Consider the following 26,579-nt stretch of genomic DNA (forward strand, 5'->3'; position numbering starts at 1 on the left):
AGCCGAGTCGTCTCCCCTAGTTCGCAACCGTAGCGGGTTCGATCGCCGCGATCGAGTCCTCGAGGAGATCGGTTGCGATCTCGAGTTCGCGGTCGCGAACGTCGAGTGGCGGGAGCAGTCGCAGCGTTTTCTTGCCACAGCCGAGGGTGAGCAGGCCGCGCTGGAGTGCAGCCTCCACGACCTCGTCGCGGCGCTCGGCGGTGTCGAACTCGATTGCACCCATGAGTCCGAGGCCGCGAACGTCGTCGACGACGGCCTCGTGGCTCTCCTTGACGTCGGTGAGGAGGTCGACGAGCAGCGTTCCCTGTTTCTCAGCGTGGGAGATGAGGTCGTGTTCCTCGATTGCGGCGAGGGTGAGCGTCCCCTGCATCGAGGCGATGATGTCGCCGGCACCCCAGGTCGAGGAGAGTCGGGCCTCCTCATCGGGGAAGAGTTCCTCGCGCGAAATCGTTGCACCGACGCGGAGTGCTTTGGCGCTGGTGATCACGTCCGGCTCGAACTCGTAGTGGTCCGACGCCCACATCTCACCGGTCCGGCCGACGCCGGTCTGGATCTCGTCGGCGATCAGCGGAATGTCGTGTTCTGCACAGAGGTCGGACACCGCGCGCATGAACTCGTCGTCGGGGACGCGGTAGCCGCCTTCGCCCTGGACCGGTTCGAGGATGAGGTACGCGACCTGCTCCGGCGGAATGTGGCCGCTCTTGGGATCGAGCTTCTCACGGAGGCGCTCGATGCCATCCATGCTGGGGGGCACGTCGTGAATGCCGCTGATCTCGGGGAAGTCACGCCGATGAACTGACTTCGAGCGGTTCAGCGAGAGCGCCCCGAGGGTTCGGCCGTGGAAGGCCCCCTCGAACGTCAGGCCGTACTTGGGCTGCTCGCAGTTGTCGTAACAGAGCTTGATCGCGTTCTCGACCGCTTCCGCCCCGGAGTTCGAGAGGAAAACGGTGTCCATGTCGTAGTGATCCGTAATGTCCGTCAGTGTGTTTATCAGGTGGGATGGCCCGGGAAGCGCTGCGTCGTCGGGCGAGCCACCAGTGCTGACGTAGAAGTCATGACCGGCGATTTTGAGGGGGTCGACGAGGTCGAACTCCTCGAACTTCTCCATCAGGAGCGGGTTGTTGTACCCCAGTGGTGCCGCGGCCACGTGGCTCGTGAAATCGAGCAGGACGTTACCATCGGGATCCGTACAGAACGGCCCCTCCGCGTCGGCGGTGATGTCCCAGACGAAATCGTAGACGTACGTGCTCGTGGCTGCCGCTTGCTGGTGATACTCGACCCACTCAGATGCAGCCGGACCTGGCAGTTGCGATACACTCGGCTCTGCTGTCTCGCGTCGCATGCATGGTGGTTGTCACCGGGGGGCTTAAAATAGGTGGATTTTCCGGACTGACTGCAATCGAACACAAACGCCGATAGCAGAACAGCCAGACAGCACAGCGCTACAGAATTCGCTTCCCGAACGCACTGGCCGCAAGTTCCGCTGCAACCTCCGCCGTCTGATTATCTCGGTCGAGAATCGGGTTCACCTCGACCACGCCCATCGACCGGAGAATGTCTGCCTCGCGGTCGCGCTCGGCGACTAACTCGAGTGCGGCGTGAGCTTCGCGGTAGTCGACGCCGCCGCGGACGGGAGTGCCGACACCCGGGACGACCGTTGGGTCGAGCCAGTCCAGATCGAGGCTCACGTGGATCCCGTCGACGCCGTCGGTGGCGATTTCGAGGGCGTCTTCGACGACGGCGGTGATGCCGCGTTCGTCGATTTCGCGCATGGTGAAGACGGTGGCCTCGCTCTCGCGCAGTGCAGTTCGTTCTTCCTCGTCGAGACTCCGGATGCCGACGAGGACGGTATGTTCCTCGCTGACGGCGTCCGTGTCGGCCCAGTCGAGGTCGGCAAACGAGCCACGGCCGTGGGCGGCGGCGAGGGGCATTCCGTGGACGTTTCCGCTCGGCGAGGTCGCGGGCGTGTTGTAGTCGCCGTGGGCGTCGAACCAGATGACGCCGATCCCGTCATCCGTGTGGCGGCCGGCACCGAACATCGAACCCATCGCGACTGCGTGGTCGCCACCGAGGACGAGCGGTGTTGCACCGTTGTCGATCGTCGTCGCGACGGCATCTGCGAGCGTGGCCGTTACGCCGCCGATTTCGTCGAGATACTTCGCGTTCGAGGCTGCCTCGGAGTCATCCACATCGGGTACGGGTGAACTCGTCTCGAGTCGTGGGACTTCGAGGTCGCCATCGTCGACACAGCCGACGCCGGCTGCGTCGAGTTCGGCGGCGATATTCGCGTAGCGAATCGCCGAGGGGCCCATATCGACGCCGCGGCGGTTCGCGCCCAGGTCGAGCGGAACACCGAGCAGTCGTGCGGTGCGGGTCGTGTCTCGGTCACCGGTCACATTCGAACCGGTGCCGTTCCCGTCTTCGGCGCTCATCGCCCGTCACCCACCGTTCGTGGCCGGTTTCGTCTTATTCGAAGATCCGTTGGCTGTCTCTGCTCGAACATAGCTACTGTCAGAATTTCCGGGCGACGGTCATATATCTCTTTGCAAATTCGAGACGGGGTGACTACCGGACGGGCCGACCCTATCCCCTCTCAACTGTCGAACCGCGCTGTTTCGAGGTTGACCTCGATCAGGTTCGCCGTTTCCATCACCCGCTCGGGCATCTCCGTGCGAAACCGTTCGTCCTTCAGCCGACTCGTCGGTGCCGTCACGCTGACTGCACCGACGACCGTCTCATCGGGATCGAGCACGGGCGCACCAACCGCGCGCATCCCGCGAATCTCTTCCTCGTCGTTGAGCGCATAGCCTCGCTCGCGGATGTCAGCGAGCGTCTCGCGAAGCTCGGCTGCGTCCGTAATCGTATTCGCCGTCTGCCGTTCGAACTCCTGGTTCGCGAGGATTTCATCGCGCCGATCGACAGGAACGTGCGCGAGAATTGCTTTCCCCGCTGCTGTGTCGTGGAGATGCTGGGGGGTCTCGCGCATCCGGAGATGGTAATCCATCGCGACCGCGAACTCCCCGCGACTCTCGTAGAGCACCGTCTCGCGCCCTCGTTCCTCGCCGATCAGGTGGGCGTACTCGCCCGTCCGCTCTGCGAGTTCGTCGACCTCGTTGTGGCCAGCCATGTAGAGGTCGGTCTCGTTTCGAACGTGCTCGCCGAGCGCGATGAACTGAAAACTCAGCCGGTACTCCCCGTCCTCTCTCGTGACGAACCCACACTCGACCAGCGTCTGCAAGTAGGTGTGGACCGTTCCCTTGGTTAACTCGAGTTCTCGCGAAATCTCGGCGAGACTGCCGCCCTGGTGTTGTTTGATGACGTCGATAACCGTCGCTGCTGTGCGCACCGATTTGATCTGGCGCGGTCCGTCGCGTTCGTTCTCGGCCCCGTTCCCGGGCGACCCGGCTGTCATACCCATCACTACGCGAGGATCGTCTTAAAGTTTGCAGATATCAAATGCCGCAGCGGGTTGCTCGAGGTGGTCGGAGACCTCAGTCGTCTCGAGTGACGATGTCGGCCGAGAGGCCCTGTGCCATCTCGATTTCCTTGGAGTTGTTCATCGTCCACGCAGTTCGCTCGGTAACGGCCTCGATGGCCTCACGTGCGGACGGATAGCCGTTGCCAGACTTCTTCACACCGCCGAACGGAAGCTGGACCTCTGCACCGATACACGGGAGGTTCGCGTACGCCAGGCCGACTTCCGCACGGTCGCGGAAGTAGTTGATCTGGCGGTAGTCCTCGGAGATGATCGCCCCGGAGAGCCCGTACGGCGTGTCGTTGTGAATCTCGACGGCATCCTCGATGTCGCCGTCGTACTCCAGCAGCGCGACGTGCGGACCGAAACACTCCTCTTTCAGACAGCGCAGGTCGGTGTCGTACTCGATTTCGTAGACNTCGTACTCCAGCAGCGCGACGTGCGGACCGAAACACTCCTCTTTCAGACAGCGCAGGTCGGTGTCGTACTCGATTTCGTAGACGAACGGGCCGACCCAGTTGCCGTCCTCGTGGCCGGCTGGGATTTCGTCGTCCTCGAGTTCGAAGCGATCGACGAGGACCTCGGCACCCTCCTCGACTGCGAGGTCGTTGTGCTTCTTGATCTTCTCGACGTGTTCGGGCTCGACTGCCGGCCCCATGAAGGTGTCTTCCTGCAGCGGGTCGCCCACTGCGACATCCTTCGCGATGTCGACGTAGCGTTCCTTGAACTCGTCGTAGACGTCCGTATGGACGATCAGGCGTTCACTCGAAACGCAGCGCTGGCCGGTCGTCTTGAAGCTCGACATAATCGCCGAGTGGACGGCGATATCGAGGTCGGCTTCCTCGGTGACAATGATCCCGTTCTTGCCGCCCATCTCACAGGCTGCAAGCTTGCCCGGCTCGCCGCCGACCTTGCTGGCGATCTCCTGGCCGACTTCCGCGGAGCCGGTAAAGAGAACCGTGTCGACGCGCTCGTCGTCGGAAATCGCTGCACCGGCGTCGCCGAAGCCCTGGACCATGTTGAAGACGCCATCTGGAATGCCGGCGTCCTCGAACATCTCGGCGATGATCTGGCCACACCACGGCGTCTGTTCGGCTGGCTTCCAGACGACCGTGTTGCCCTCAACTAGGGCGATGGCCATGTGCCAGAACGGGATTGCGACCGGGAAGTTCCACGGCGTAATACAGCCGATGACGCCACGAGGCTTCCGGCGCATGTAGGCGTCCTTGCTGCCTACTTCGCTCGGTACCACGTCCCCGTGCGGGTGGCGCGCGTTGCCCGCCGCCCACTCGACCATGTGCCAGGCTTCGGCGACGTCAGCTTTCCCTTCGGAAATCTCCTTGCCACACTCCTTGGAGACGATTTCGCCCAACTCGTCGTGACGCTCGCGCAGTTCGTGGTAAATGTCCCAGAGGTACTCCGCGCGGTCGATGTGGGACAGCTCTCGCCACTCTTCGAAGGCCTCGTCGGCAACCTCGAGGGCGGCGTCGACGTCGTCTTCGGTGCCGCGCTGGAACGTCGCCAGCGTCTCGCCCGTCGCCGGATTCTCGCTTTCGAACGTTTCCGAACCGGTTCCTTCAACCCATTCACCGTCGATGTAGTGAAGATTGACTTCACTCGAGGTAGTATCGCTCACACTGGGTGCAACTTGTGGTGTCGACATAGTCTTTCCCCTTCGACGGACCGTCATGGCGAGCGACACAGTATCTCGATCCAAGTTTGATAACTACAAAGACAGTATTCGTCGTGCCGATTTTTGGTCATTGCCCCCATCCACAAACGGTTGTTCGTTGCCAGTATCGGTAAGAAGACAACGACTGTCTGCATTTTCCGGTTTAGACACGACGATAGAGCACGCTCGATCGCCTACCGAGTGGATGTTTGAGATTATGAAATATAGTTGCCGTCTGTTTGTCCGTCGCCCGCTGAGAAAGTCGGGAGAAAACGACAGGGTCTGGCTGAATTTTGCCTCGTCTGTATTTGTGGGTTGTTCACATCTCACTTATTCCGGCCAGCAGCCTTTGGGATTGTCAAACAGATCTGATTCAGCGGAACCGTGCCCAACGTGGCACTGCACGGTAAATACATACACCGAGACACCCAAGGCGGTACGCATGGACGGCAACTCCCCCGAACATCTATCCGCACCGACCGGCCGCGGTGGACCGGTGGCACGCACACCGACGACTGCACACGAGGTCGCACTCGAGTGCCTGCTCGCGGGGATCGAGGCGGCGCGCCCTGGTGAGCGAATCGCAGAAACCTGCACGGTGTCGAACGGCGAGCTAACTGTGGCAGACGTAACGGGTGGGAAGCGCGTCACGACCTCGTACGATCTGTCACAGTACGAGCGGATAACGGTCGTTGGCGGTGGAAAGGCGGCTGCACAGCTCGTCTACGCGCTTGAGGCGGAGTTCGAGGGGAGCGCCGTTGTCGAGGACCGACTCACGACGGGCGTCGTCGTTACCGACAATCCGGTCGAGAGTGACATCGTCGCTGTCCGTGAGGGAACGCACCCGATTCCAAGCAAGACTGGTGTTCAGCACACGACACAGGTACTCGAGGCCGCAGCAGCCGCCGGGTCAGATGAGTTGCTGCTCGTCGTCCTCTCCGGCGGCGCGAGCGCGCTGCTCGCTGCACCAGCCGCCTCACTCTCGCTTTCCGACGTCCAGCAGGTGACCGCAGATCTCCTCGCGTCCGGCGCAACAATCGGTGAGATCAACGCCATCAGAAAGCACTGCTCTGCGATCAAGGGCGGCCAGCTTGCACGGGAGGCCGCACCTGCAACCGTCGTCACACTCGCGATCAGTGATGTCGTCGGCGACGATCCCAGTGTGATCGGCAGCGGACCAACAGTCGCGGATCCGACGACCTACGACGACGCGATCGGCGTTCTAGAGCGATACGAGATCGACGCACCCGATGCTGTTGTCGCCCACCTCGAGCGCGGCCGGGTTGGAGACGTACCAGAGACACCGGTACCCGATTCGGACGGCGACCTCTTCGAGCGGACGAGCACCCACGTCATCGGAAACGGACGTGTCGCACTCGAGGCAGCCCGTGACGCCGCACGCGAGCGGGGATACACACCACTCGTCCTCTCCGCACGCGTTCGCGGCGAAGCCCGCGAAGCAGCCCGAACGCACGTCGCCATCGCCGAAGAGTGTCGTCACACCGGCGAGCCGTGTTCCCCACCTACAGTTCTCCTCTCCGGTGGTGAGACAACCGTCACACTCTGTGAGAACCCCGGCCGGGGCGGGCCGAACCAGGAGTTTGCACTCGCGAGCGCGCTTGCACTCGAGTCCGACGGCATTGTCGTCGGCAGTGTCGACACCGATGGTATCGACGGCACAACCGATATCGCGGGTGCGCTTGTGGATGCGACCACAGTGGGAACGAGTGCGTTCGAAGCAGACGGCGAGTCCGAACAGAATCGGGGGCAAACGCGAGCGGACGCCCACGATGCACTCGCACGAAACGATGCGTGTGCCGTGCTTGAGGATGCAGACGCACTCGTCCGGACTGGCCCAACCGGAACGAACGTCAACGATCTCCGGGTACTGGTCGTCGAACCGATTTCGCCGTCCGAATCAGCCTGAGCCGCCCACCTGTCCCGACACGAGAGAGCGCGCGGTCCGACATGGCTGTTTTACAATCTTACGACTGTAAATAGTGGCCGGCTGGACTCGAATCGATGCGGTTCTTGATTTCACCCCCTGTTCTGTCTCGTTGACGAACAGCTCGCCAGAGATATAGCAATTCCCAGATAGTACTGATCATTACTCTGATTATTGATTAGTTAGACAAGAGCACAGTCTCAGCCTCGAAAACACAGCGCAAGACCCGCTCGCAATCCTCGCATTACGGACGTATTGCTGTAAACACCGCGGTCGGAACGCTTTTCTCGCTCACTGGAGTACCGTTCGGACAGTGACCGAGCGAACTCTCGACGCAGCGGCGAGTTCAGCGTGTGGCTGCAAGGTCGGACGGATCTCCGAGCAGTACGATCTGATCGGCCTGGACGAGGAACTCGTTAGCTACTGGACCGACAGAACCGACGACCGATACAGTACGCGCGACCTCGCAGAGCACGTCAACCAACGTGTGCTGGAGGCCGCCCTCGACGACGCAGGGCTGCAGTACAAAGACGGCGAGGTCGAGAACACGTATCGGCTGCTCACCGGCGACGACGTCAGCAGCGGGACACGTGTCCAGACACGCAAGGAACTCGAGCGCGACGCCGTCCCAGTCGAGGACGTCGAGAGCGATTTCGTCTCGCACCAGACCGTCTACAACCACCTGACGGGCTGTCTCGAAGCCTCACTCGAGTCGCCGAGCGACGAGGAGCGACTCGAGCGCAGCCGAGATAAACTCGGCGCGCTCCGAAACCGGACCGCAGCGGTTACGGAGGATACGGTCGCCCAACTCGAGCGAAGTGACGTGCTCGATATTGGGGAGTTCAACGTCCTCGTGACGGTAACGGTGACCTGTGAGGACTGCAAACAACAGTATACGATCCGCGATCTGCTAGATCAGGGCAGCTGTCGGTGTGCGGAATCAGACGCCTGATCTCTCCACTGACGTTCGCTACCCACTCGCCGCTGTCTTCTGTTTGTTCCTGTTCAGACTCGCCCATAGCCATCTCATCGGTACTCGAGTGCACCCCCACAACGTTCAGTCTGTAAGTTCGGGTGTCGGTTTGCGTGGAGCAATCGGACGGGAACTGTTTCGCGATGGCTCACATCGATTCGGAATCGGACGCTGTCTCGATAACATAGCAGGTGTAATATATACATTCGAATCAGATATGTGTGTATGCGTGTGGGAGTGGTTGGTATGGATGGATAACATAATCTAGGTACAGGGCCAGCAATGACTACCAAAACTCACCGACGTGGGCTATCAACGACAAACGCTGAATACGGTACACCGGGTATCAGACACCGACTACTGGGTGCCGGCCACTGAATACTGAATACTGGACACTGGACATCGAACACCGAATGCTGGACGCTGAACATCGAACACGATACTAAGGACCGAACACCAACTACCGGCCACAAAACCCACCAACCACACTCGCTCACTCACTCAATCGGAAACCGAAGGAGTGCGCCAACCCCGTCGAACGCATCGACGAACCGGCTCCCATCGGCAAAGTTGTCCGGCACAATCACCGTCTCACCCCCCTGCTCAACCGCCCGATCCCCCACCGACTGTATCGCCGTTCCTTCGAGTGCCGTCGAAATCAACACCGTCTCGACCGCATCGTACTCGAGTGCGTCGTCGACCTCGTCCATTCCGTAGGCGATCGTCTCGCCGTCGTTCTGTACGCGATCGAAGAACTCGGAGAGTATTTCGCGGGCGTTTTCGTGATCTTGGTCCTCGATCGTTTGCTGGCCTGTTTCCGCAAGTTGGCGAAGCCCCTGCTCCGACGCGTACTCGACGCTGAACTCACCGATGACGTGGTCGTCGAAGCGGTGATCGAGGTCGGCTTCCTCGCGGAACCGCTCGACCGTGCCGGTCGTGCCACCGAGGAGGATGCCGTCGACTGCGTCGTCGTCCAGAAACGTTCGTGTTGCGCGGTCTGCGACCTCGTCGAAGAACTCCCGTTTCTGTCGTTCACGGTCACGCTCGAACCGCTCGGCGGACTGGCCGCCGGCGCTCGACTTGCCGGGGACGTCGCTGTCGAACGAGTCGATGACGTCGACGGTCTCGCCCTCGTAGCGGCCGAAGGCTGCGCCCCCACGCTCGACGACGAGAAGACCGTACGTTGATTCGTCCTCAGTGATCGCCGTCAGGGGCTCGAGATTGAACTCGTTGTGGTGCTCGTAGAGCAGTTCGTCGAGTGCGAGCGGGAGGTCGTCGAAGACAACCGTGAGGAGGTCGCCGTCGACGACACCGGTGTAGATGGCAAGGCCGTTTTCGGGGACCTCGTCGTAGTCGGCGAGTTCCTGGCGGGCCGCCTCGAGTGCGTCGATCAGCGGTGCGTCGAGCGTCTGTTCGTCACGTTTGGTCGCTTCGGCGTAGTCAGTCTCGACGGGTTTGCGAGCCGCACCGATCGATTCGCCCGGTGGGACGACGATCGAGACGAGGACATCTTCGTCTGCGCTCGCGTTCTTGAGTCGGTCGAGTTGGGCACGACGGTCGTACTCTGCATGGGTATCGACAGGCATCCGTTGAACTGACTTCGCTACGCTGGCGTCTCGGTTGAGGGATGTGCCGGCGTTCTCAAGTCGAGAGACCGCCGGTGCCCCAGTTTCGTACGTTGGCTCTGATCGCGCCGTAACCTCGATTCTATATAGCAGATTATGATTTATCCCGTATCTTTCCACGTCTGTTGATCGTCATCCCGAAACTCGCCCATCGCCTCGCGTTCGTGTGGCCACAGTGTGAGTACCAGTATCGAGGCATAGAACACGCCCACAAGTACGGAGACTGCCCCGCCAGGTAGCTCCCCTATCGTTGCGACGGTTCGAAAGCTCTCATCGGGCGCAAACGCAGTGACGCGAAAGATCCAGGCCAACAGAAGGACGAACAGTAACGCGAAATAGATCCGTCGAAGACGGTTGCTGATCGCCTCAAAGAACGAAATCTTTACCGTCGGCCGCTGGTAGTCCTCACTCAGTTCACTCCGCCACTCTTCGTGTTCGAGTTCCTGCGATGGGTCAAGCGCATTTGCGAGTAAATTCTTCTGAAAGAGACGCACACGTGAGCGGTAAACGTCGTAGTCGCGATACCGGCGTGCTTCGATCACGAGAAACGTCGACACCGCCAACACAGCAACCAGGATAATATAGTGTGGATTATCCGGACTCGAGAAGGCCCACGTGAGAATCGCAGCCATCACGGTAACGCTCCAGGTAGTCGTCTGGTCGAGACGGTCCCGCCAGGTTGTTTCCCGGTCGAGCTCTCCCCGGTAGGCATCTCCGAGGACGGAACTCATCGTCGAAATATCGTCGTCAATCTCGCCGCCGAGCTCATTGTCATCTGACGACTGTCGTTCGCGATCGGAGCCCATAGCTAAACTATGTGACCCACTACCAAGTATCGACTACCACCGAACCATCGAACTATCGAACTATCGACCATCGAGCCATCGAAACATCGAACCAGCAAACCACCGAACCACCGCGACGCCCCAGAGCTATAGTCTCCTGGCCAGTACTAGTCTTATGTTACCACACAACGCAGACACGGCGCTCGACGACATCGAGTTCCTGGCTCGCTCGCCACATCGAGTCACCGTACTCGAGTCCCTGGCCAAACACCCACAGAGTCGGGCGGCACTGCGGACGGAGACCGGTGCATCGATGTCGACGGTCGGGCGGACGCTCCGGGAGTTCGAAGCCCGTAACTGGATCGTTCGCGATGGGGACGAGTACAGAGCAACGCAGTTGGGTTCGTTCGTCGCTGCAGGGCTCAGTGACCTCCTCGAGCGGATCGAAACCGAACGGACACTGCGGGACGTCTGGGAGTGGCTCCCGATCGAGGCGAACGAGTTTCCCATCGAAATCGGTGCTGACGCGGTCGTGACGGTTGCAGAGACGAGTGATCCGTACCGGCCGGTCAACCGCTTCGTCGAACTGCTTCGGGAGACGAACACGTTCCGATTCCTCGGTTTCGATCTGGGGCTGCTCAACCCCTGTCGAGAGGAGTTTTGCCAGCGCATTCTCGACGGCATGGAAACAGAGATCATCGACCCACCACACGTCGCAGCCGCCGTTCGACGGACGTATCCGGAGCTCTCGAAAGCGGCCCTCGAAAGCGGGAATCTCACGGTGTTGCTCCACAGGGAGGTGCCGCCCTACGGCATCAGCCTCTTCGATCATCGCGTCGGAATCAGTGGCTACAATCAGGACAGCGGAACTGTCAAGGTGTTCGTCGACACGGAGACGCCGGCGGCCCGTCGCTGGGCCGAGGACACCTACGAGCAGTTCCGCCACGAGGCACATCCGCTCGCGACTGGCCCGGAACTCGAGTGACGCTGCGTTGTAGCGTGCATGTGATCGGTGTGGTTTTAGCTCCCTCCGGTTTGTTCCGGCCCTGTTTCTCCCCGGTCCGAGATTCTCACCCCGTCATGTGCTGCAAGCCGGTCATACCGTGCACGTCGTGCAGCACCTGCACTCGTATCGTCGCCCGCCCGCCATGCACTACGTGCGATTGGGGTGTCGGATGACTACATGGAGCTCTTAGCCGTATCGACACTCGGAGGACGAACACGCATGACAGAAAACGTTCACGACGAAGAGACGATGACAGCGCTTCAGGTTGCCTGCGACACGGCTGTCTCGGGCTGTGTCTTCACACTGCGAACTGAGGAGGACGACAGAGAACGGCTACTCGAGATCACACGCGACCACGTCGCCGAACAGCACGGCAAGGAGTTCACACTCGAGGAGATCGAGGAACAGCACGTCGAGACGGTCAGTGTTCCGGTGGGCGAAGACGAACACGAGGACGAGCACGAGCACGAACACAAACAGTAGCGCAAGGGCACGAACGGGAAGTCAGGAACAGTCGAACAGGGTGGGAGACGACAGCGCAAAACGGTCACTATGGCATACAAACTCGACGAACAGGAACTCGAGGAGAAGGTAACGACACTGTATCGAGCGGTTGCGACGGAGCCGGACGCGGAGTACCACTTCGAGATGGGACGACCGCTGGCGGAGCAACTGGGGTATCCGACGGCGGATCTCGACCGGATTCCAGCGCGTGCACTCGCGTCGTTCGCCGGCGTTGGCTACCACATGGACATGGCATCGTTGCGTCCCGGTGATTCGGTGCTCGACCTCGGCAGCGGGTCGGGAACTGATAGCTTCATCGCTGCGTTACACGTCGGCGACGAGGGGCGCGTCGTTGGACTCGATATGACTGACGAGCAACTCGAGAACGCACGTGCTGCTCGCGATGAGGCGGGGATGGATACCGTCTCGTTCGAGCGCGGCCACATCGAGGAACTTCCGTTCGGCGACGACAGCTTCGATGTCGTCCTCTCGAACGGCGTCATCAACCTCTCGGCGCACAAAGAACAAGTGTTCGAGGAGGTCGAGCGTGTCCTCGCACCGGACGGTCGGCTTGCACTTTCGGATATCGTCAGCCGGGAGCAGATGCCGGAGCGAATCAAGAACGACGTGGATCTCTGGGCGTCGTGTATCGGCGGGGCAATGCAACTCGACGACTACGCCGACGTGATCGAGCGGCCCGGCATCGACGTCATGGTGATGCGGGCGAACCCACAGTACGAGTTTACCTCGGAGCGTGCACAGGGTGCGTGTCAGCGCTACGGCGTGCGAAGCATCTCGATCGGGGCTCGCGTCAGTGGTGACTGAGGCGCGGCCCCGAACTACGGCAGCCCACTCTCATTATCGTCATTCCACTCGGAGTCCACAATTTCGGTCGGCTCGTTGTCACCGCAGCCGTGTCTGTGTAGCAACACCGCCGAGCGCTCGCGGTCGTCCGGCGTTCCGATCGTCTCGCGGGTCACCTCCTCCTGTACCTGGTACATCGTGAGGTGCGTGAGTTCGTCGCCGTCGTGGGCCTCGTTCCACTCGGTGCAGATGTGTTCGGCCAGCAACGCGGTCGTCTCGGGCGGCTCCGTTGCCCCGACGCTGTTCATGTAGAACCGCTCGCGGTACGTCTCGTACTGCTGCTGGAGATTCTCGTGGGGGCGGTCGAACGTCAGTTCGCGATCGTTGTACACGTCGAGGTGTTCCCCAGAGGCAGTCACTGCCGGGAAGACGTAGTATCGGTCCGTCGTCCGTGGCTCCGGGGCAAAGATACTCCACTCAGTCTGGTGGTCGACGAACCCGGTCGCACCCCGTTCGATCTCCGCGACCGGATCGACCTCGTCACCGACCAGCCCGCCCGCTGAGAGCACTGACACCAGCGCGACGACGGCTCCGAGCACGACAACTACTGTCGCCACTGTCCGGGTGGGGTTGTGTCTGATTCGGGATGTGAGCTGTGCAGTGTACTCGAGTTCGAGCCGTGGCAGGCGGGCGGCGAGTGCAGTTAGGGCTGGAAGCCGGTCGGAGAGTCGATGGCGGCGAGCGAGTGGGAGCCGAGTTCGCACCGCTCTGTTCGTGTCGGCGGTCGTCGTTGGAAGCGAGAGCCGGTGTGCGACGGCCGAGAGGTCGTTCCAGAACGACGACTGCAGAAAGAGGATGAGGCCGGCGAGCGCGACGAACGCGAACGCGCCGATGCGGACGGTGACGGCGAACGACAGGTGGGCGACCATGTAGACCGAGACGAGTCCCGTTCGGAGGCGGCCGCGTGTGAGGATAAGCAGGCCGGAGAGACAGAGCATGTAGTACCACGCGAAACCGCCGGCCTGAAGCAACGACGGGACCGCGTGGAGGGAGTCCGCGAGGAAAAACGTCATATCGTCGAGGCCGAAGACGAGGACGGCCGCCTCGCCGCTCGGCCACAGGGCAGAGCCGGATTTGTGATAGCCGTTGACCGTGTACATCGTGATCATCTGGAAGAGTGCGAGCGCCGTGGCGATGCTCGCGACGCTGGCTCTCGGTTCCCGGTCGGCGTGGACGGCGTCGACCGACCACCGGTCCCCGAGCGGGAGGAAGATCGCCCAGAAGAGCAGCCAGACGAACAGCGTGTCGGCGTAGCTCAGAACCAACGGATTCCGCAGATCGAGTGAGAGGACGAACACGAGCGACAACGCGGTCACGATTCGAGTGTAGTAGCCGACAAGCAACAGGACGGCGAGTACGCCGTGGACGACGAACAGCGCCGCCGTCCCAGTGGGATCAGTGGTGAGAAAGTACACCGATGGTGCGTCAGTCGACAACGCTGCCGTTGCGAGCGACTGGGGGACCGGGCCGGCCTCAGTGTAGAAGTGCGAGAAGTTCCGAGCGCGAAGGAAGAGGTCAGCGAGAATCAACAGCGCAAGGGCGACCCGAAAGAGCGCGAGTGTGCGGGTATCGATGCGGACACGCTCACGCAGGGCTGCTCGTCGCGTCGACGTCGCGGAGGCGGCCAGAACCATCGGGAGAGACTCTTTTTTCCAGAGGCGTCGGGCACAACATATGTTTTGTTATGTAGTCCCTGGATGGGGCCGCACTCGGACGGTCGCGGTACTCTCGTCTGGGCGAGAGCGAGTCAGGTACCGGCACTGTCAAAACTGAGACTGAGACCGAGACTGAGACCGATCGATAGCGCTGCTACTCCGCCAGCGGTAGTGTAAACGAAATTGTCGTTCCTTCCCCGGGTTCGGACTCGACCCAGATGGTTCCGCCGTGACGCTCGACGATCCGCTGACAGAGCGCGAGTCCGATTCCAGTCCCCTCGAACTCCTCGCGGCTGTGAAGGCGGTCGAACACCGAAAAGATCCGTTCCTGATCGTCCGCGTCAATACCGATCCCGTCGTCCGCAATCGAGATCACACACTCGTCGTCCCACGTCCGTCGCTCTGCGCTCACGTGCACGGTTGGTGACTCCTCGTCGTTGTATACGAGCGCGTTGCTGAGAAGATTCTGCACGACCTGGCGGAGCTGGGACTCGTCACCCTGCACGCGCGGCAGCGACTCGACCGTAATCTCCGCATCGCGCTCTGTCACCTGCACCTGGAGGTCCTTGCGAACCTCCTCGACGATAGTGTCCAACTCAACCGGCTCGAGTGGCTCCCCTCTGGTCTCGACTCTGGCGTACTCGAGTAATCCGTCGATCATCGCTCGCATCCGGTCGGCCCCGTTGACGGCGAACTCGAGGAACTCCGCGCCTTCGTCGTCGAGTTCCTCACGGTAGCGGCTGTCGAGCAACTGGAGGTAACTCGAGACCATTCGGAGGGGTTCTTGCAGGTCGTGGGAGGCGGCGTGGGCGAACTGTTCGAGGCGTTCGTTCGAGGACTCCAGATTGGAGACGAGCGTTTCGAGTTCGGTCTGGCGGCGCTGGCGTTCGTACTCGTAGCTGAGCCACTGGGTTGCGAGTTCGACGAAGCGCTGTTCTGCAGGCGAGAAGGGAGCGGGGCGCTCGTCGTCGCCGGCGAAACAGAGCGTGCCGTAGAGGGTGTCGTCGACCATGACCTTGCCGCCGACGTAGGCGTCGAAGTCCCAGCGCTCGTAGGCAGCGTCGGAGACGGTCTCGGCCGGCGGGGAGTCGATGAGGACGAGCAGGTCGTCGGTGTCGATCGTCTCCCGGCAGTACGTCTCCGACAGTGGTGCGGTCGCGCCTGGTTCGATCTCCCTGCCGCCGATGGATTGGGCGACTTCGAACCGGTTGCGATCGGCGTCGACGGCGGAGACGAACCCGACGGGCAGGTCGAGGCGCTCGCGGCCGAGTTCGAGGAGGTCGTCGACTTTCTCCTCGAACGAGCGCTCTCGGTCGGCAGTGATCTCGTACAGTCGCTGGAGCGTACGATTGCTCTTCCGGAGCTCTCGTTTGGTCTCCTCGCGGTCGGAGACGTCACGGAGGTAGATCGAGAGCCCGGTCTCCGATGGGTAGGCGTTGATCTCGAGCCACGCATCGAGTGCTGGCACGTTCGCCTCGAAGGAGACGGATTCCTGCGTGGCTGCTGCGTCGCGGAGTATCGACTCGACGTCGTCTGTGTCGGGAAAAACCGACCAGAACGATCGGCCGACAAGTGCCTCGTCGGACGCGTCGAGGAGGTCGACCGCACTGTCGTTTACGTACGTGAACGTCCAGTCCGTGTCGATACCGATGAATGCGTCCGTGATCCGGGTGTGGACTTCGTCGAGTTCCTCCTCAAGTTGGCGTCGTTTCGTCACGTCCCGGACGACACAGACCATGCCGCCGTCGTCGGTCGGCGCGAGGTAGTGGTCCTCGATGAACTGGCTGCCGTCTCGCCGTAGCCCGACGGTTTCGCCCGACCAGGACTCGCCCTCCTGTAGCGTCGAGATCATATCCTCGTAGAGGTCGTCGGTCATCCCTTCGGGATACAGCCGCTCCCAGTGCATACCGATCATCGACTCCGGTTCGTAGCCGTAGAGAGCCGCGTACGCCGAGTTTACGTAGATAAACGTCCCTTCCTCATCGAGCAGGCTGATCCCCTCACTCGCCGTTTCGAGCGCTTGCACTACCCGGTCGTGTGTGCTGAAACCGGCCTCGGTTGCTGTACACTCGGGCTCTGGACGCTGTTTGGCCTGCACGTTTCGGATGGCAGACTCGAGTACGGTGGCAACGCGCTGGAGAAAGGCGATGTCGGCCTCGTTGAACTGGTGGGTGGTGTCGGTGGGGAGGGTGAGGGTAAGGAGTCCCCATGGCTGGTCGTGTTCGGAGTCGGACACAGAGACGGGCTGGTCTTCGTCCCCACTCTGGCTCTTAGCTCGCTCCTCAGGAGCACGGTCATAGCCATGGCCACGGTCACAGCCACCGTTGTACTCAGACTCACCAGCACCACCAAGACGAACAACACATCCCCGTACGGAACTGGCGTTATCGTTGTCACCGCTGCCCTCGACCCCATCTCTAGCTCTATCTCTATTTTCGTCTCCACCGCTATCTCTATCCTCGTCTCCACCTTCATCTCGGTCTTCAGTTCCTCCTCCGCTCATCGACCCAACGGAAACGAATCCGAGGTCGTCACCGGACACCTCACCCACGACCGGCTCAGCCGACTCGAGTGCCCGACCGACGAGGCCGTGAGCAACGGAGTGCGAACACCCAATCGCTGTTTCGCCACTGCTCTCCGCAGAGACCGTCTCTTCCGACGTTGCCACTGCGCGAACAGTCGCAGTCGGCGCGATTCGGGTAGCGCGCTCGGCATCAGCGCTAGACTCAGTCTCAGCATCGGCTGGCTTCTCAGTCGGCACGTCGTCGAACTCGAGTACCGACAGTGCTGGCACATCGACTGCAGTTACAATACGGTCGCTCACGTCGTCCAGAAACCGATCGAGGCGTGTGTACTCGAGTGCACGCTGTCGGATCTCGCGGACGACGTGTTCACGGTGCCGTCGAACGTCCGACACGGACGACTCGCCGGAATCCGTTCGCGGAGGAGCAGGCATTCACGGCCACTACCCGATACAGCGATTTAAACGATTTTCCAAAAACGAGTGAGAGTCGAGTCGGGGAGACGATACGAGGATCAACTGACGCTGTCGCAACACCTGCAACTCTCACTCACTTCGTCGGTCCAGAGAGTGTCTCGCCGCGAACGAGACGCGGAAAGACAGCGGTGAGAAACCGTCGGATGGCGACGACGACCAGCGGCGCGAGAAAGACGCCGTACCAGCCGACGGTCGCCCCACCCACCAGGTATCCGACGAGCATCACACTCGAGGGCGTACCGTGACTCGAGAGCGACGGGCGCACCCAGTAGCGGATGATGGGGTCGATAACGACCCAGCCGAGGACGGCCACCGCGGCGGGTACCCACAGCGTCTGGGGGTCGGTCTGGAGCGCGCGGATCGTGAGGTAGGCAACTAGCGGGATGTAGACCAGCGAGCGACCGACGAGCGGGATAAACGAGGCAATCCCGATGACGAGTGCGACCAGGATCGGCACCGGCACTGCGACTGCGGCCGGTGCGACGAGGTTCAGCGCCCGAAAGAGCACCCAGGCGAGCAACACGACACCGACCACGGTCAACATCTGGCCCGCGTAGACCTGACTGAGTTCCCGGTCGACACCGCGGAGGTACTGCAGCCCCGTCGCGTCGCGGTGGTCGCCGAGCGAGCGAAGCCAGCCAGCGATCACCCGATCGTAGCACAACAACAGGTAGACGAACGCAAACAGCAGCGTCACCGTAAACACAAGCGTCGCGAGTTGGGCGAGCACACCCGTCCCGTACTCGAGTAGCGCCGTGGCATCGGCCGGCCGGAGTCGGTCGACGAGCATCGACGCGAGTTCCGCCGGTGACTCCGGCGGTCGATCGAGGATGAGGCCGAGTCCGGGCGCGACCGTCTCGAGCGCCTGGTCCACGTCGGCATCAGTGAGTGTCAATACCTGTCCGATGGCGATGGCGACGACGGAGCCCAAAAATACAACGAGCGGGACGATACCGAGCAGGATCGTCAGGACGGCGGCGCGGGCAGTCGTCCCGACAGTGACCTCGAGTCGTCGCGCGGCGGGACGGCCGACGTAGTAGAGAAAGAGACCGAAGGCGACGATACCGAGGTACGCGAGCAGGAGCCAGAGCAGGATGGCGGCGACGACGAGTGCGAGGAGCCACCACGCGAGTCGGGAGCGAACAGGGAGAAGTCGGTTGAGAGAGACGCTGGGAGCGGCGTTGGTGGTGGGAGGAGTGGTGGTAACGGTGTCCTCGTCGTCGAGTTCGCCGCTGTCGGCCTCGTCATCACCGCCGTTCCCCGTCGCCATAGCGGTCGGACGACGCGTGCAGCTATAAGACTCACACGCGGGTGTGCCAGCCCCGAGAGCCGTGTCCGCAGTCTCATATAGAATATAGACGACGGAGAGAACACAGCATCTAGCCACTGCCCTACGTTGCCGACCTGTTCTGGTGACCTCGGTCAGAACAGCCACACCATAACCCAAATCCAGGGACAGTCAACCCGAACACCTCTACATTATTTAGGTCGACCAAAATAAAAACGTATATATTGTTTTAGGCTTGCCGAAAAGTATGGGATGGAAATCGATCGCCTCTCCACCGGCTGCAGTGGATCGGCCGGTGACCACATCGATAAGCTCGACCGGCGCTTTCTCTCTGCACTCGAGTTCAGTCTCGAACGACGACACGTTGAACGGGGCGCGCAGACGGGTACGGAGACAAGAACGAGAACAGGAATCGGAATCGGAACGAGGGCTCACCAGCGATGCCTGAGACGCACTCGAGTGAGTCCCCAACGACGGGACAGTCCAGACAGTCACGACGGCCACTTGCAGACCCGAAGCTGCTATCCGTCTGTTTCGGAGGAACTGCTATTGTCGTCCTTGGTGGGCTCGTACAGCTGAGCTTCGGTGCGTACTCGATGTCGATATCCCAGGCGTGGCGCGCGCTGTTTGATCCTGCGGTCATCTTCGATTACCGGTGGCTGCTCAACTTCTTCCTCGGTGAGGGGATACTGGAAACGCTCACCGGCTACGAGGTGTCCCGGCTGCCCGAACTGTCGACGGAGACCCACATCGTCTGGGATCTGCGTCTCCCGCGCGTGATCGTCGCGATTCTGGTCGGGATGAGCCTCGCCGTCTCCGGTGCGATCTTTCAGGCCGTGACGCGCAACGAACTCGCGAGTCCGTTCATTCTCGGCGTCTCGTCGGGTGCCGGCCTAATGGTGCTCGTGGTGCTCACGGTCTTCTCCGGTCTGAGCACGTTCCTGCCGCTGGTGGCCGCTGCGGGTGGTGCAGGTGCGTTCTTGCTGGTGTATCTCATCGCGTGGAACAACGGCACGAGCCCCGTTCGGCTGGTGTTGGCCGGCGTCATCGTCGGCACGGTCTGTGGCTCGTTCCAGACCGCGCTGTTCGTCTTCACCGACGATATCGGCGTCGTCCAGCAGGCCATCTCGTGGCTCAACGGCTCGCTGTCCGGCGTCGGCTGGCAGGAGGTCCGAATGGCCCTGCCGTGGACGACGGTCTCCGTCGGTCTGGCATATCTCAGTTCGCGCCAGCTCGACGTACTCCTGCTCGGCGAGGGGACTGCCTCCGCGCTCGGGATGTCCGTCGAACGCGTCCGGTTCGGCCTGTCGGGACTGGCCGTCCTCGCCGCCGCCTCGAGCATCGCCGTCGCCGGCATCGTCAGCTTCGTGGGGCTGATCGTCCCGCACATCGTCCGCAACGTCGTCGGCAGCGACCACAAGAAGCTGCTGATCGGCTGTCTCTTCGTCGGCCCGGCGCTGATGGTCTCGGCCGACGTCGGCGCGCGCCTCGCGCTCAACCCCGTACAGATTCCAGTCGGCATCGTTACCGGCCTCATCGGTGGCCCGTACTTCCTCTACCTGATGCGCAAGAAACAGCAACTCGGCGAACTCTGACTCCACATCCTGGTGCTACTCGCGCGTTTTGTGCTCGGTCGTTCGTACTCGAGTACGCCAACCACCTATATTTTCAGCCGGCCTAAAACAAAACACTCATAACTATTTAGGCAAGCCTAAAACTTGTATGACAAGCAGACGGCGTGTGCTCGCCTCGACCGCAACGACAGTGACGATCGGTATTGCCGGCTGTGCGGCCGACACGACTGAACCGAGCGGTGAGTCTGACGGTAGCGACGGCGGCGTCGATCCCTACGAGGTCTGTATCGAGCCAAGCGGCTGTCACACGTTCGAGGACGTGCCGGAATCGTTCTTCGTAATTCCCGGCACGCAAGAGGATATGGCGATGTCGCTCGGACTCCAGCCGGCAGCCCACGCCTACCCCGAACGGAAGCCGTACAAGTTCTACGAGCAGCTTCCCGGCGTTGACTACAACCTCGACGACGTATTCCAGTACGGCGAGGGCGAGTCTGCACGAAATTACGATCGCGAGATTTTCTACGAGATCGACCCCGACGTGATCCTGGCGGACCCGCGGATGTTACAGAACTACTCGAACTGGAGCAACGCGGATATGGAGGAGATCGAGACGGCCGTCGCGCCGTTTCTCGGCTCCTACATCCGCTTCGATTTCGAGGGACAGGAACCCTACTACACCATGTACGAACTGTTCGAGACGGTCGCCGAACTCTTCCAGCGCCAGGCGCAGTACGAGGCGTGGGTCGAACTCCACGACGAGTTCATGGACACGATCGAGGACGGATTGCCGCCCGAAGACGAACGGCCGACGGCAGCCGTCTTCTGGCGGGGTATCGACGCCGACGCCGGCGAGTTCCAGCCCGCACCGATCAGCGAGAAGCGAAACGACGTTCGGTGTTTCCGCGACCTCGGCATCAACGACGCCTTCGAGGGGATGGACATCGCCGGCGATATCGGCTACGAAACCCTGCTCGACGTCGACCCGGACTACATCGCCGCGCTCACTCTCTCGTCGATGACTGGCGAGGAGTGGCAGCGCGAGGTCGTCGATCCGCTCGAGGATCACTCGACCGCTCGTCGCCTCTCTGCCGTCGAAAACGGCAACGTCGTTCGATCGTCGGGACAGTTCATGGGTCCGGTCACGCACCTGTTTTCGACCGAAGCGCTCGCGAAGCAGGTCTACCCTGACGAGTTTGGCTCGTGGCCGGGAGATTCGGATGCGATTCCAGAATCGGAACGGCTCTTCGACCGCGATCGGGTCGCTGAGATCGTTACGGGCGACCTCTAAGCTCGTTCCATCCTTTTAGGCTGGCCTAATATCGAAGCGACTATAATGTTTTAGGCAAGCCTAAAAGTATGGCAATCGTCGAGTCGAACATCGCTGGCAACAAGGGGGTAACGAGGCGCGAATATGTGACATACGGCTCTGCTATTGCGGGGACCGGATTGCTCGCTGGCTGCACGGAGGCGGACAGCGAAAACGGAGGCACGAACGGCACCGATGGAACTGGAACGACGGGCGGCACCTACTCGGTAACGATGGAACCAGTGGGGACCGTCGAGTTCGAGAGCGTTCCCGAACGGTGGCTCCCCTACACCGCCGATTACGCGGACATGGGCGTCGCGTTGGGACAGGCAGACGGGTTACTCGGCGTCGAACTCGTCGAACGGTTCGGGACGCATTACTACGAGGAACTCCCGGGTGTTTCCGTCGACGAGGACAGCCTGATCGACCTCTGGCAGAGCGGCACGGACACCGAACTGTTCTACGAACTCGACGCGGACGTCCACCTCGTCGATCCGCCGTTTATGACGAACCAGGTGCAGTGGACCGAAGCGGACATCGAAACTATCGAACACGGTGTCGCACCGTTCATCGGCAACACGATTTTCTCCCGAAGCTACGGCTGGCACGACTACGAGTACTACTCGCTATACGAGGCGTTCGAGAAAATCGCCGAAGTGTTTCAGGAACGTGAGCGATTCGAGGCGTTCGACCAACTCCACGACGAGGTGCTTGCCGATGTCCACTCTCGCTTGCCCGACGAGAATCCAGAAATCGCGATCCTCGCGCCCGAGTCCGTCGCGCCCGAGGAGTTCTACGGTTACACTCTCGACGGTGGCACGCAGTCGAAGCAGTGGGACGACCTCGGCGCCCGAGACGCACTCGAGCGCAGCGGTGTCGGCGGCTTTCACGAAACGGGCGGGACGATCGATTACGAGGCGCTGCTCGAGGTCGATCCCGACGCGATCGTCATCTGGCAGGAGGCTGGCGTAACGGCCGAGAGTTTCGAGGCAGACGTACTCGAGCCGATGCAAGACCACAGCGTCGCCCAGAACCTGACGGCAGTCGAGAACGACCGGGTCATCTTCGGTGGGTTGTTCTACCAGGGACCGATCATCAATCTCTTCCAACTCGAGATGGCCGCCCAGGGGCTGTTCCCCGACGAGTTCGGTGGCGAAGACCTGTTCGACCGCCAGCGGGTTGCAGACATCGTGGCTGGGGAGTTCTGAACATGACGGACGCTGCAGATAGTGAGCGCGACGCGGTCGATGAGACGGATCGAGATGTTGTCGTCGTCGGCGGCGGACCAACCGGTAGCGCGGCCGCGATCTTCACTGCCCGACACGGTCTCGACACCATTGTCTTCGACCGCGGGAACGCCGCCCTCCGGCGGTGTGCATATCTCGAGAACTATCCTGGGTTTCCCGGTGGCATCGACATCGAGGGCTTCTACGATCTGCTGCACGCCCACGTGGAGACGGCCGGCGGTGACCTCGTTCCGGATCTGGTCGAGTCCGTCGATCGGGAGCATCCCGACGGCCCGCTCGTCGTCGAAACGCAGGAAGGTCGCCGGGTCACGACCGGTGCGGTCGTCGCAGCCGCGTGGTACGACGGTTCGTACCTGCGTCCGCTGGGTGGCGACGAACTGTTCGAAACCCACGAGCACCACGGCGAGGAGCACCACCACTTCGACTCGTCCTATCCCGATGCGGACGGTCGTACGCCGATCGACGGCCTGTACGTCGCCTCACCGAACGGAAGCCGGAACGCCCAGGCGGTCATCGCCGCCGGTCAGGGGGCACACGTCGCTCGAAACCTCATCGAGGATCACCGAACCGCGCAGGGCTTCCCTGACGGCGTCGCCGAGCGGTACGACTGGCTCCGCCGAGAGTCTGAGTTTACGGGCGAGTGGGCCACCCGGGAGCGGTGGCGAGAGTGGTATGACGAAACGTCCGATGACGACCACGATCTCGAAACGGAGCGCTACGAGGAACTACGAACCCGATACATCGATCGTGCGTTCGAGACGCGACTCTCGGAGTCTGCCGCCGAGTCACGGACCACGCAGGGGACCCGTGAACTGGTCGAAACGCTCGGCACTGACCGTGTACTGGACGCCGTCGACGACGAGCGGATTCGTTCGTATCTCGGGAAGACGGCGGATGAGGCAGATACCGAGACACAGACCGATACGGAGACGGTCTAGCGCCACCGAATCGTCTCAATCGAACCACTTCAGCCGTACTATCTCAGTTGTACCACCTCAGCCGTACCACCGCAACCGAACCATCCCAGCCGAACCCCCCAACCAAACCACCCAATCCGATGAACGACCCCGGTGCAAACCCATGAGTGAAACCACGTGCCAGCCGACGAGGTGGGTACGGTGACAGTCGACGTCCTCCAGACAGCACTGGATCGCGTCGCCGAGGAACAGACGGCCGTCGCCACAGGCAGACGAGCCTTCGAGCGATTCGAAACCGGTGTCGAGGAACTCGAGCCCAGCGCCGGCGTGAACACTCCTCCCTCTACCGCCGCTACCACCACCCCCACGACGGCCTCCACGACGACGTTCACAGACGAAGGCAACAATGCCACGCCCGCTGCATCGATCGTTCAACACCACCCGGACGAACCAGACGCCATAGCCCGCGTCCGAACGCTGTTCGCCGAAACCGTCCACCCATACAGCACCGAAACGATCGACGAATCCGAACCGCTCCTCGAGACGGTCGTCGAAGAACTCGGCCCCGACATCGCGACAGCGCTTGCCCCGACGACGCCCAATCAGTTCACGCCGGCGCTGAAGGAAGCGATCCGGATGAGCGCGAACCAGCGCCGCACCGAACTCGAGACGATGGCCCGCGTCCTGGAGCGCGAAACAGAATCACTGACTGAGGCGGTAACTGCGATCGACGGCGTACTCGAGTGGCTCGAGTCAGCGGACGAGACGCCGCTGTCGTCGTTCGGCTTCGAAGCGCTTCGGGAGCGCCACGAGGCCCTCGCCGCTCGCCGGGTCTGCTGTCAGCGGTTCGTCGAGGAGCGACAGGAGACGCTGGCGCGGACGATTTCGCAGGGGACGCCTGCCAGAACGGCTCATCGTGAGGTCGTCGAGTATCTGTACCAGGAGCAGCGCCAGTCGTATCCGGTTCTGGCTGTGATGGTGGCTCTTGATCGGCTCTGTGGGACGTGCCAGTGGGTTGTTCGTGATCATCTCGTCCGGCGTGCGTGAGCGGCGGTGTACCTGGCACTCGTGAACCGAACGCAGCGTCCGACAGCCAGCCTGCCGGCTGGTCGAATTCAATTCGAGAGAACGCTATCGCCGGGAATCGGCGACAGCGGGCCTGGCAGTACTCATAGGGTTCGTCATCGCCAGGTGCCGAGTCTGGCTCGGGTCAGCACTTCGTCATCGGCCGGGCGAACGTAGGGATGCGAGCGGAAAACGGTTGTCGGTTAGGGCGGACGGCTGGCTGCTTTGTCGGCAGCTGTGAGTCGTCACAGTAGCAATGGCAGTGGCAGTACTCGAGTTCCGCCGAGTGAGGATGACTACGGCTGGGTGGAGTGATCCGGTGACCGCGAATTTGCGAAGGCGGTGTTCCACTCGTCGATGAGGTTCTGGAGCCGGTCAGTGTGGCGGTGAGAGAACGTCGCTGGGGAGCGGGCGGTGACAGATGTCGTCGAGGTGGTGCTGGTTCCGGTAGTTCCGGCATCAGTCTCTGCGTCACGTCCAGTACTGGAACCGAAGCGTGTAGCGGTGTCTGTCTGTGTTCGTGTCTGTGCGTGCGTTCGCGTCTGGGTCTGTGGTCGGTGTCGTGTGCTCATGTCGGTCGGGTCTGTTCGGACTGCAGGGTATCACAAGAGGCGGTTCGAGGTCGGGTGGAGTGCGAGCGTAACTACGCTCCGAGGTGTACGTGTACGACCGACATTGTCTGTACACAATCCATAATGGTCCATCATTATAAATGTTCATGATAGATACNGGAGTGCGAGCGTAACTACGCTCCGAGGTGTACGTGTACGACCGACATTGTCTGTACACAATCCATAATGGTCCATCATTATAAATGTTCATGATAGATACGGCATGTTGCCGTGAGTATGCGAACTGGCGACTATCGGGGGAGGTCTGGGGGCGCTGCGGTTACGCAGGGCGTACACCACCACTACGACTAAGCAACCCGCGGGTGAGCGAGTACGACAAGAAGGATGTCCGCGAGTACGACCCGGTCGGTAACTGAGAAATCTCCGTCGACAGCAGACCCACCACCCATCGACGTGAGCATCGTCATCCCCGCGCGAAACGAGGCGGCGTATCTGCGCGGCGCGCTCTCGAGTATCACCGCGCTCGACACCGCCTACGAGTACGAGGTGATCGTCGTCGACGGCGCGTCGACTGACGGCACGCGAGCGATTGCCCGCGAGTACGGCGCGACGGTCCTCGAGGAGGACGGCTCGAGTATCGCCGTCGCTCGCAACCTCGGTGCCAGCCGCGCCGACGGCGAGTGGCTCGCGTTCATCGATGCAGACACGCGGGTGCGGGCAGACTACCTCACCGAGATGCTGGGGTTCGTCGAACGTGAGGGGCTCGCCGCCGCGAGTTCGCGCTGTCGGATGACTGGACCCCTGCGCGCGAAGGTGATGGAGGCGACGATCAACGAGCTTTTCCCGCGACTTGCGTCCCCGGTGTTGCCGGGGTTCAACTGCGTCGTACACCATCGGGCGTTCGGCGAGGTAGGTGGCTTCCCGGACGTACCGAACGAGGATACGGCGTTCAGCCGCCGGCTCGGCCGCCAGTATCCGACGGCCTACCATCCCGACGTACTCGTCGCGAGTTCGGGTCGCCGGATCGCCGCGGACGGGTTGACGGGAACGCTGTGGCACTATCTGCGACTGGATGTCGGCCGACTCCGGTCCTCGCGGGCCTGAGTCT

General features: G+C 61.7%; 20 protein-coding genes. 11 read left to right on the forward strand and 9 right to left on the reverse strand.

Annotated elements, in window-relative coordinates; genetic code table 11:
• Positions 1-16: 16 nt before the first annotated feature.
• The 4 genes from C483_RS05670 to C483_RS05685 all read right to left on the reverse strand — a co-directional run bounded on the left by C483_RS05670 (position 17) and on the right by C483_RS05685 (position 5,138).
• Positions 17-1,342, reverse strand: a complete 1,326-nt coding sequence (locus C483_RS05670) for a class-III pyridoxal-phosphate-dependent aminotransferase (RefSeq protein ID WP_006652400.1) — start codon at positions 1,340-1,342, stop codon at positions 17-19.
• Positions 1,343-1,442: 100 nt separating this feature from the next.
• Positions 1,443-2,432: an arginase gene (gene rocF, locus C483_RS05675; protein WP_006652401.1), complete on the reverse strand. Its 990-nt coding sequence runs from the start codon at positions 2,430-2,432 to the stop codon at positions 1,443-1,445.
• Positions 2,433-2,593: 161 nt separating this feature from the next.
• The gene (locus C483_RS05680; protein ID WP_049912462.1) at positions 2,594-3,412 is read right to left on the reverse strand and encodes an IclR family transcriptional regulator; all 819 of its coding nucleotides are present in this window, start codon (positions 3,410-3,412) and stop codon (positions 2,594-2,596) included.
• Between the two features lie 79 nt (positions 3,413-3,491).
• Positions 3,492-5,138, reverse strand: a complete 1,647-nt coding sequence (locus tag C483_RS05685) for an aldehyde dehydrogenase family protein (protein ID WP_049912450.1) — start codon at positions 5,136-5,138, stop codon at positions 3,492-3,494.
• A gap of 451 nt (positions 5,139-5,589) precedes the next feature.
• On the opposite strand from C483_RS05685, the gene C483_RS05690 reads away from it, so the two are divergent.
• On the forward strand, positions 5,590-7,074 hold the full coding sequence (locus C483_RS05690; RefSeq protein ID WP_006652404.1) for a glycerate kinase type-2 family protein: 1,485 nt from the start codon (positions 5,590-5,592) through the stop codon (positions 7,072-7,074).
• A gap of 331 nt (positions 7,075-7,405) precedes the next feature.
• Positions 7,406-8,044 carry a rod-determining factor RdfA gene (gene rdfA / locus C483_RS05695; RefSeq protein WP_006652405.1) on the forward strand — a complete coding sequence of 213 codons (639 nt, stop codon included), beginning with the start codon at positions 7,406-7,408 and terminating at the stop codon, positions 8,042-8,044.
• Positions 8,045-8,562: 518 nt separating this feature from the next.
• Here rdfA and C483_RS05700 read toward each other — a convergent pair.
• Both C483_RS05700 and C483_RS05705 read right to left on the reverse strand, forming a co-directional pair.
• Positions 8,563-9,651 (reverse strand): Vms1/Ankzf1 family peptidyl-tRNA hydrolase, encoded by a 1,089-nt coding sequence (locus C483_RS05700; protein ID WP_006652406.1) that lies wholly within the window; start codon positions 9,649-9,651, stop codon positions 8,563-8,565.
• A 140-nt stretch (positions 9,652-9,791) separates the two neighbouring features.
• Complete coding sequence (locus C483_RS05705; RefSeq protein ID WP_006652407.1) at positions 9,792-10,496, reverse strand: DUF2270 domain-containing protein; 705 nt, start codon at positions 10,494-10,496, stop codon at positions 9,792-9,794.
• Between the two features lie 154 nt (positions 10,497-10,650).
• Here C483_RS05705 and C483_RS05710 point away from each other — a divergent pair, with 154 nt between their 5' ends.
• The 3 genes from C483_RS05710 to C483_RS05720 all read left to right on the forward strand — a co-directional run bounded on the left by C483_RS05710 (position 10,651) and on the right by C483_RS05720 (position 12,810).
• Entirely contained in the window at positions 10,651-11,460 is an 810-nt protein-coding gene (locus C483_RS05710; protein WP_006652408.1) for a helix-turn-helix transcriptional regulator, read from the forward strand.
• Positions 11,461-11,700: 240 nt separating this feature from the next.
• On the forward strand, positions 11,701-11,964 hold the full coding sequence (locus C483_RS05715; RefSeq protein WP_006652409.1) for a hypothetical protein: 264 nt from the start codon (positions 11,701-11,703) through the stop codon (positions 11,962-11,964).
• Between the two features lie 69 nt (positions 11,965-12,033).
• Entirely contained in the window at positions 12,034-12,810 is a 777-nt protein-coding gene (locus tag C483_RS05720) for a methyltransferase domain-containing protein (RefSeq protein ID WP_006652410.1), read from the forward strand.
• Positions 12,811-12,824: 14 nt separating this feature from the next.
• On the opposite strand, the gene C483_RS05725 is transcribed toward C483_RS05720, so the two are convergent.
• The 3 genes from C483_RS05725 to C483_RS05735 all read right to left on the reverse strand — a co-directional run bounded on the left by C483_RS05725 (position 12,825) and on the right by C483_RS05735 (position 18,772).
• The gene (locus C483_RS05725; RefSeq protein ID WP_006652411.1) at positions 12,825-14,483 is read right to left on the reverse strand and encodes an HTTM domain-containing protein; all 1,659 of its coding nucleotides are present in this window, start codon (positions 14,481-14,483) and stop codon (positions 12,825-12,827) included.
• 175 nt (positions 14,484-14,658) lie between these two features.
• Positions 14,659-17,460 carry a PAS domain-containing sensor histidine kinase gene (locus C483_RS20785; RefSeq protein ID WP_006652412.1) on the reverse strand — a complete coding sequence of 934 codons (2,802 nt, stop codon included), beginning with the start codon at positions 17,458-17,460 and terminating at the stop codon, positions 14,659-14,661.
• A gap of 115 nt (positions 17,461-17,575) precedes the next feature.
• Positions 17,576-18,772, reverse strand: a complete 1,197-nt coding sequence (locus C483_RS05735) for an AI-2E family transporter (protein WP_006652413.1) — start codon at positions 18,770-18,772, stop codon at positions 17,576-17,578.
• Positions 18,773-19,230: 458 nt separating this feature from the next.
• Between C483_RS05735 and C483_RS05740 the strand changes: the two genes are divergently transcribed.
• The 6 genes from C483_RS05740 to C483_RS05770 all read left to right on the forward strand — a co-directional run bounded on the left by C483_RS05740 (position 19,231) and on the right by C483_RS05770 (position 26,575).
• A complete protein-coding gene (locus C483_RS05740; protein ID WP_006652414.1) occupies positions 19,231-20,385 on the forward strand; it encodes a FecCD family ABC transporter permease in 1,155 nt (384 codons plus the stop codon).
• Positions 20,386-20,512: 127 nt separating this feature from the next.
• Positions 20,513-21,652, forward strand: coding sequence for an ABC transporter substrate-binding protein (locus tag C483_RS05745; protein ID WP_049912451.1), 1,140 nt, complete (start codon positions 20,513-20,515; stop codon positions 21,650-21,652).
• A 68-nt stretch (positions 21,653-21,720) separates the two neighbouring features.
• On the forward strand, positions 21,721-22,878 hold the full coding sequence (locus tag C483_RS05750) for an ABC transporter substrate-binding protein (protein WP_006652416.1): 1,158 nt from the start codon (positions 21,721-21,723) through the stop codon (positions 22,876-22,878).
• Positions 22,879-22,880: 2 nt separating this feature from the next.
• The gene (locus tag C483_RS05755; RefSeq protein WP_006652417.1) at positions 22,881-23,855 is read left to right on the forward strand and encodes an FAD-dependent oxidoreductase; all 975 of its coding nucleotides are present in this window, start codon (positions 22,881-22,883) and stop codon (positions 23,853-23,855) included.
• A 180-nt stretch (positions 23,856-24,035) separates the two neighbouring features.
• Positions 24,036-24,881, forward strand: a complete 846-nt coding sequence (locus C483_RS20790) for a DUF7260 family protein (RefSeq protein WP_241431476.1) — start codon at positions 24,036-24,038, stop codon at positions 24,879-24,881.
• A gap of 974 nt (positions 24,882-25,855) precedes the next feature.
• Positions 25,856-26,575 (forward strand): glycosyltransferase, encoded by a 720-nt coding sequence (locus C483_RS05770; RefSeq protein ID WP_006652420.1) that lies wholly within the window; start codon positions 25,856-25,858, stop codon positions 26,573-26,575.
• Positions 26,576-26,579: the final 4 nt, after the last annotated feature.

This window comes from Natrialba hulunbeirensis JCM 10989, from assembly GCF_000337575.1.
GTDB classification, from domain to species: Archaea; Halobacteriota; Halobacteria; order Halobacteriales; family Natrialbaceae; genus Natrialba; species Natrialba hulunbeirensis.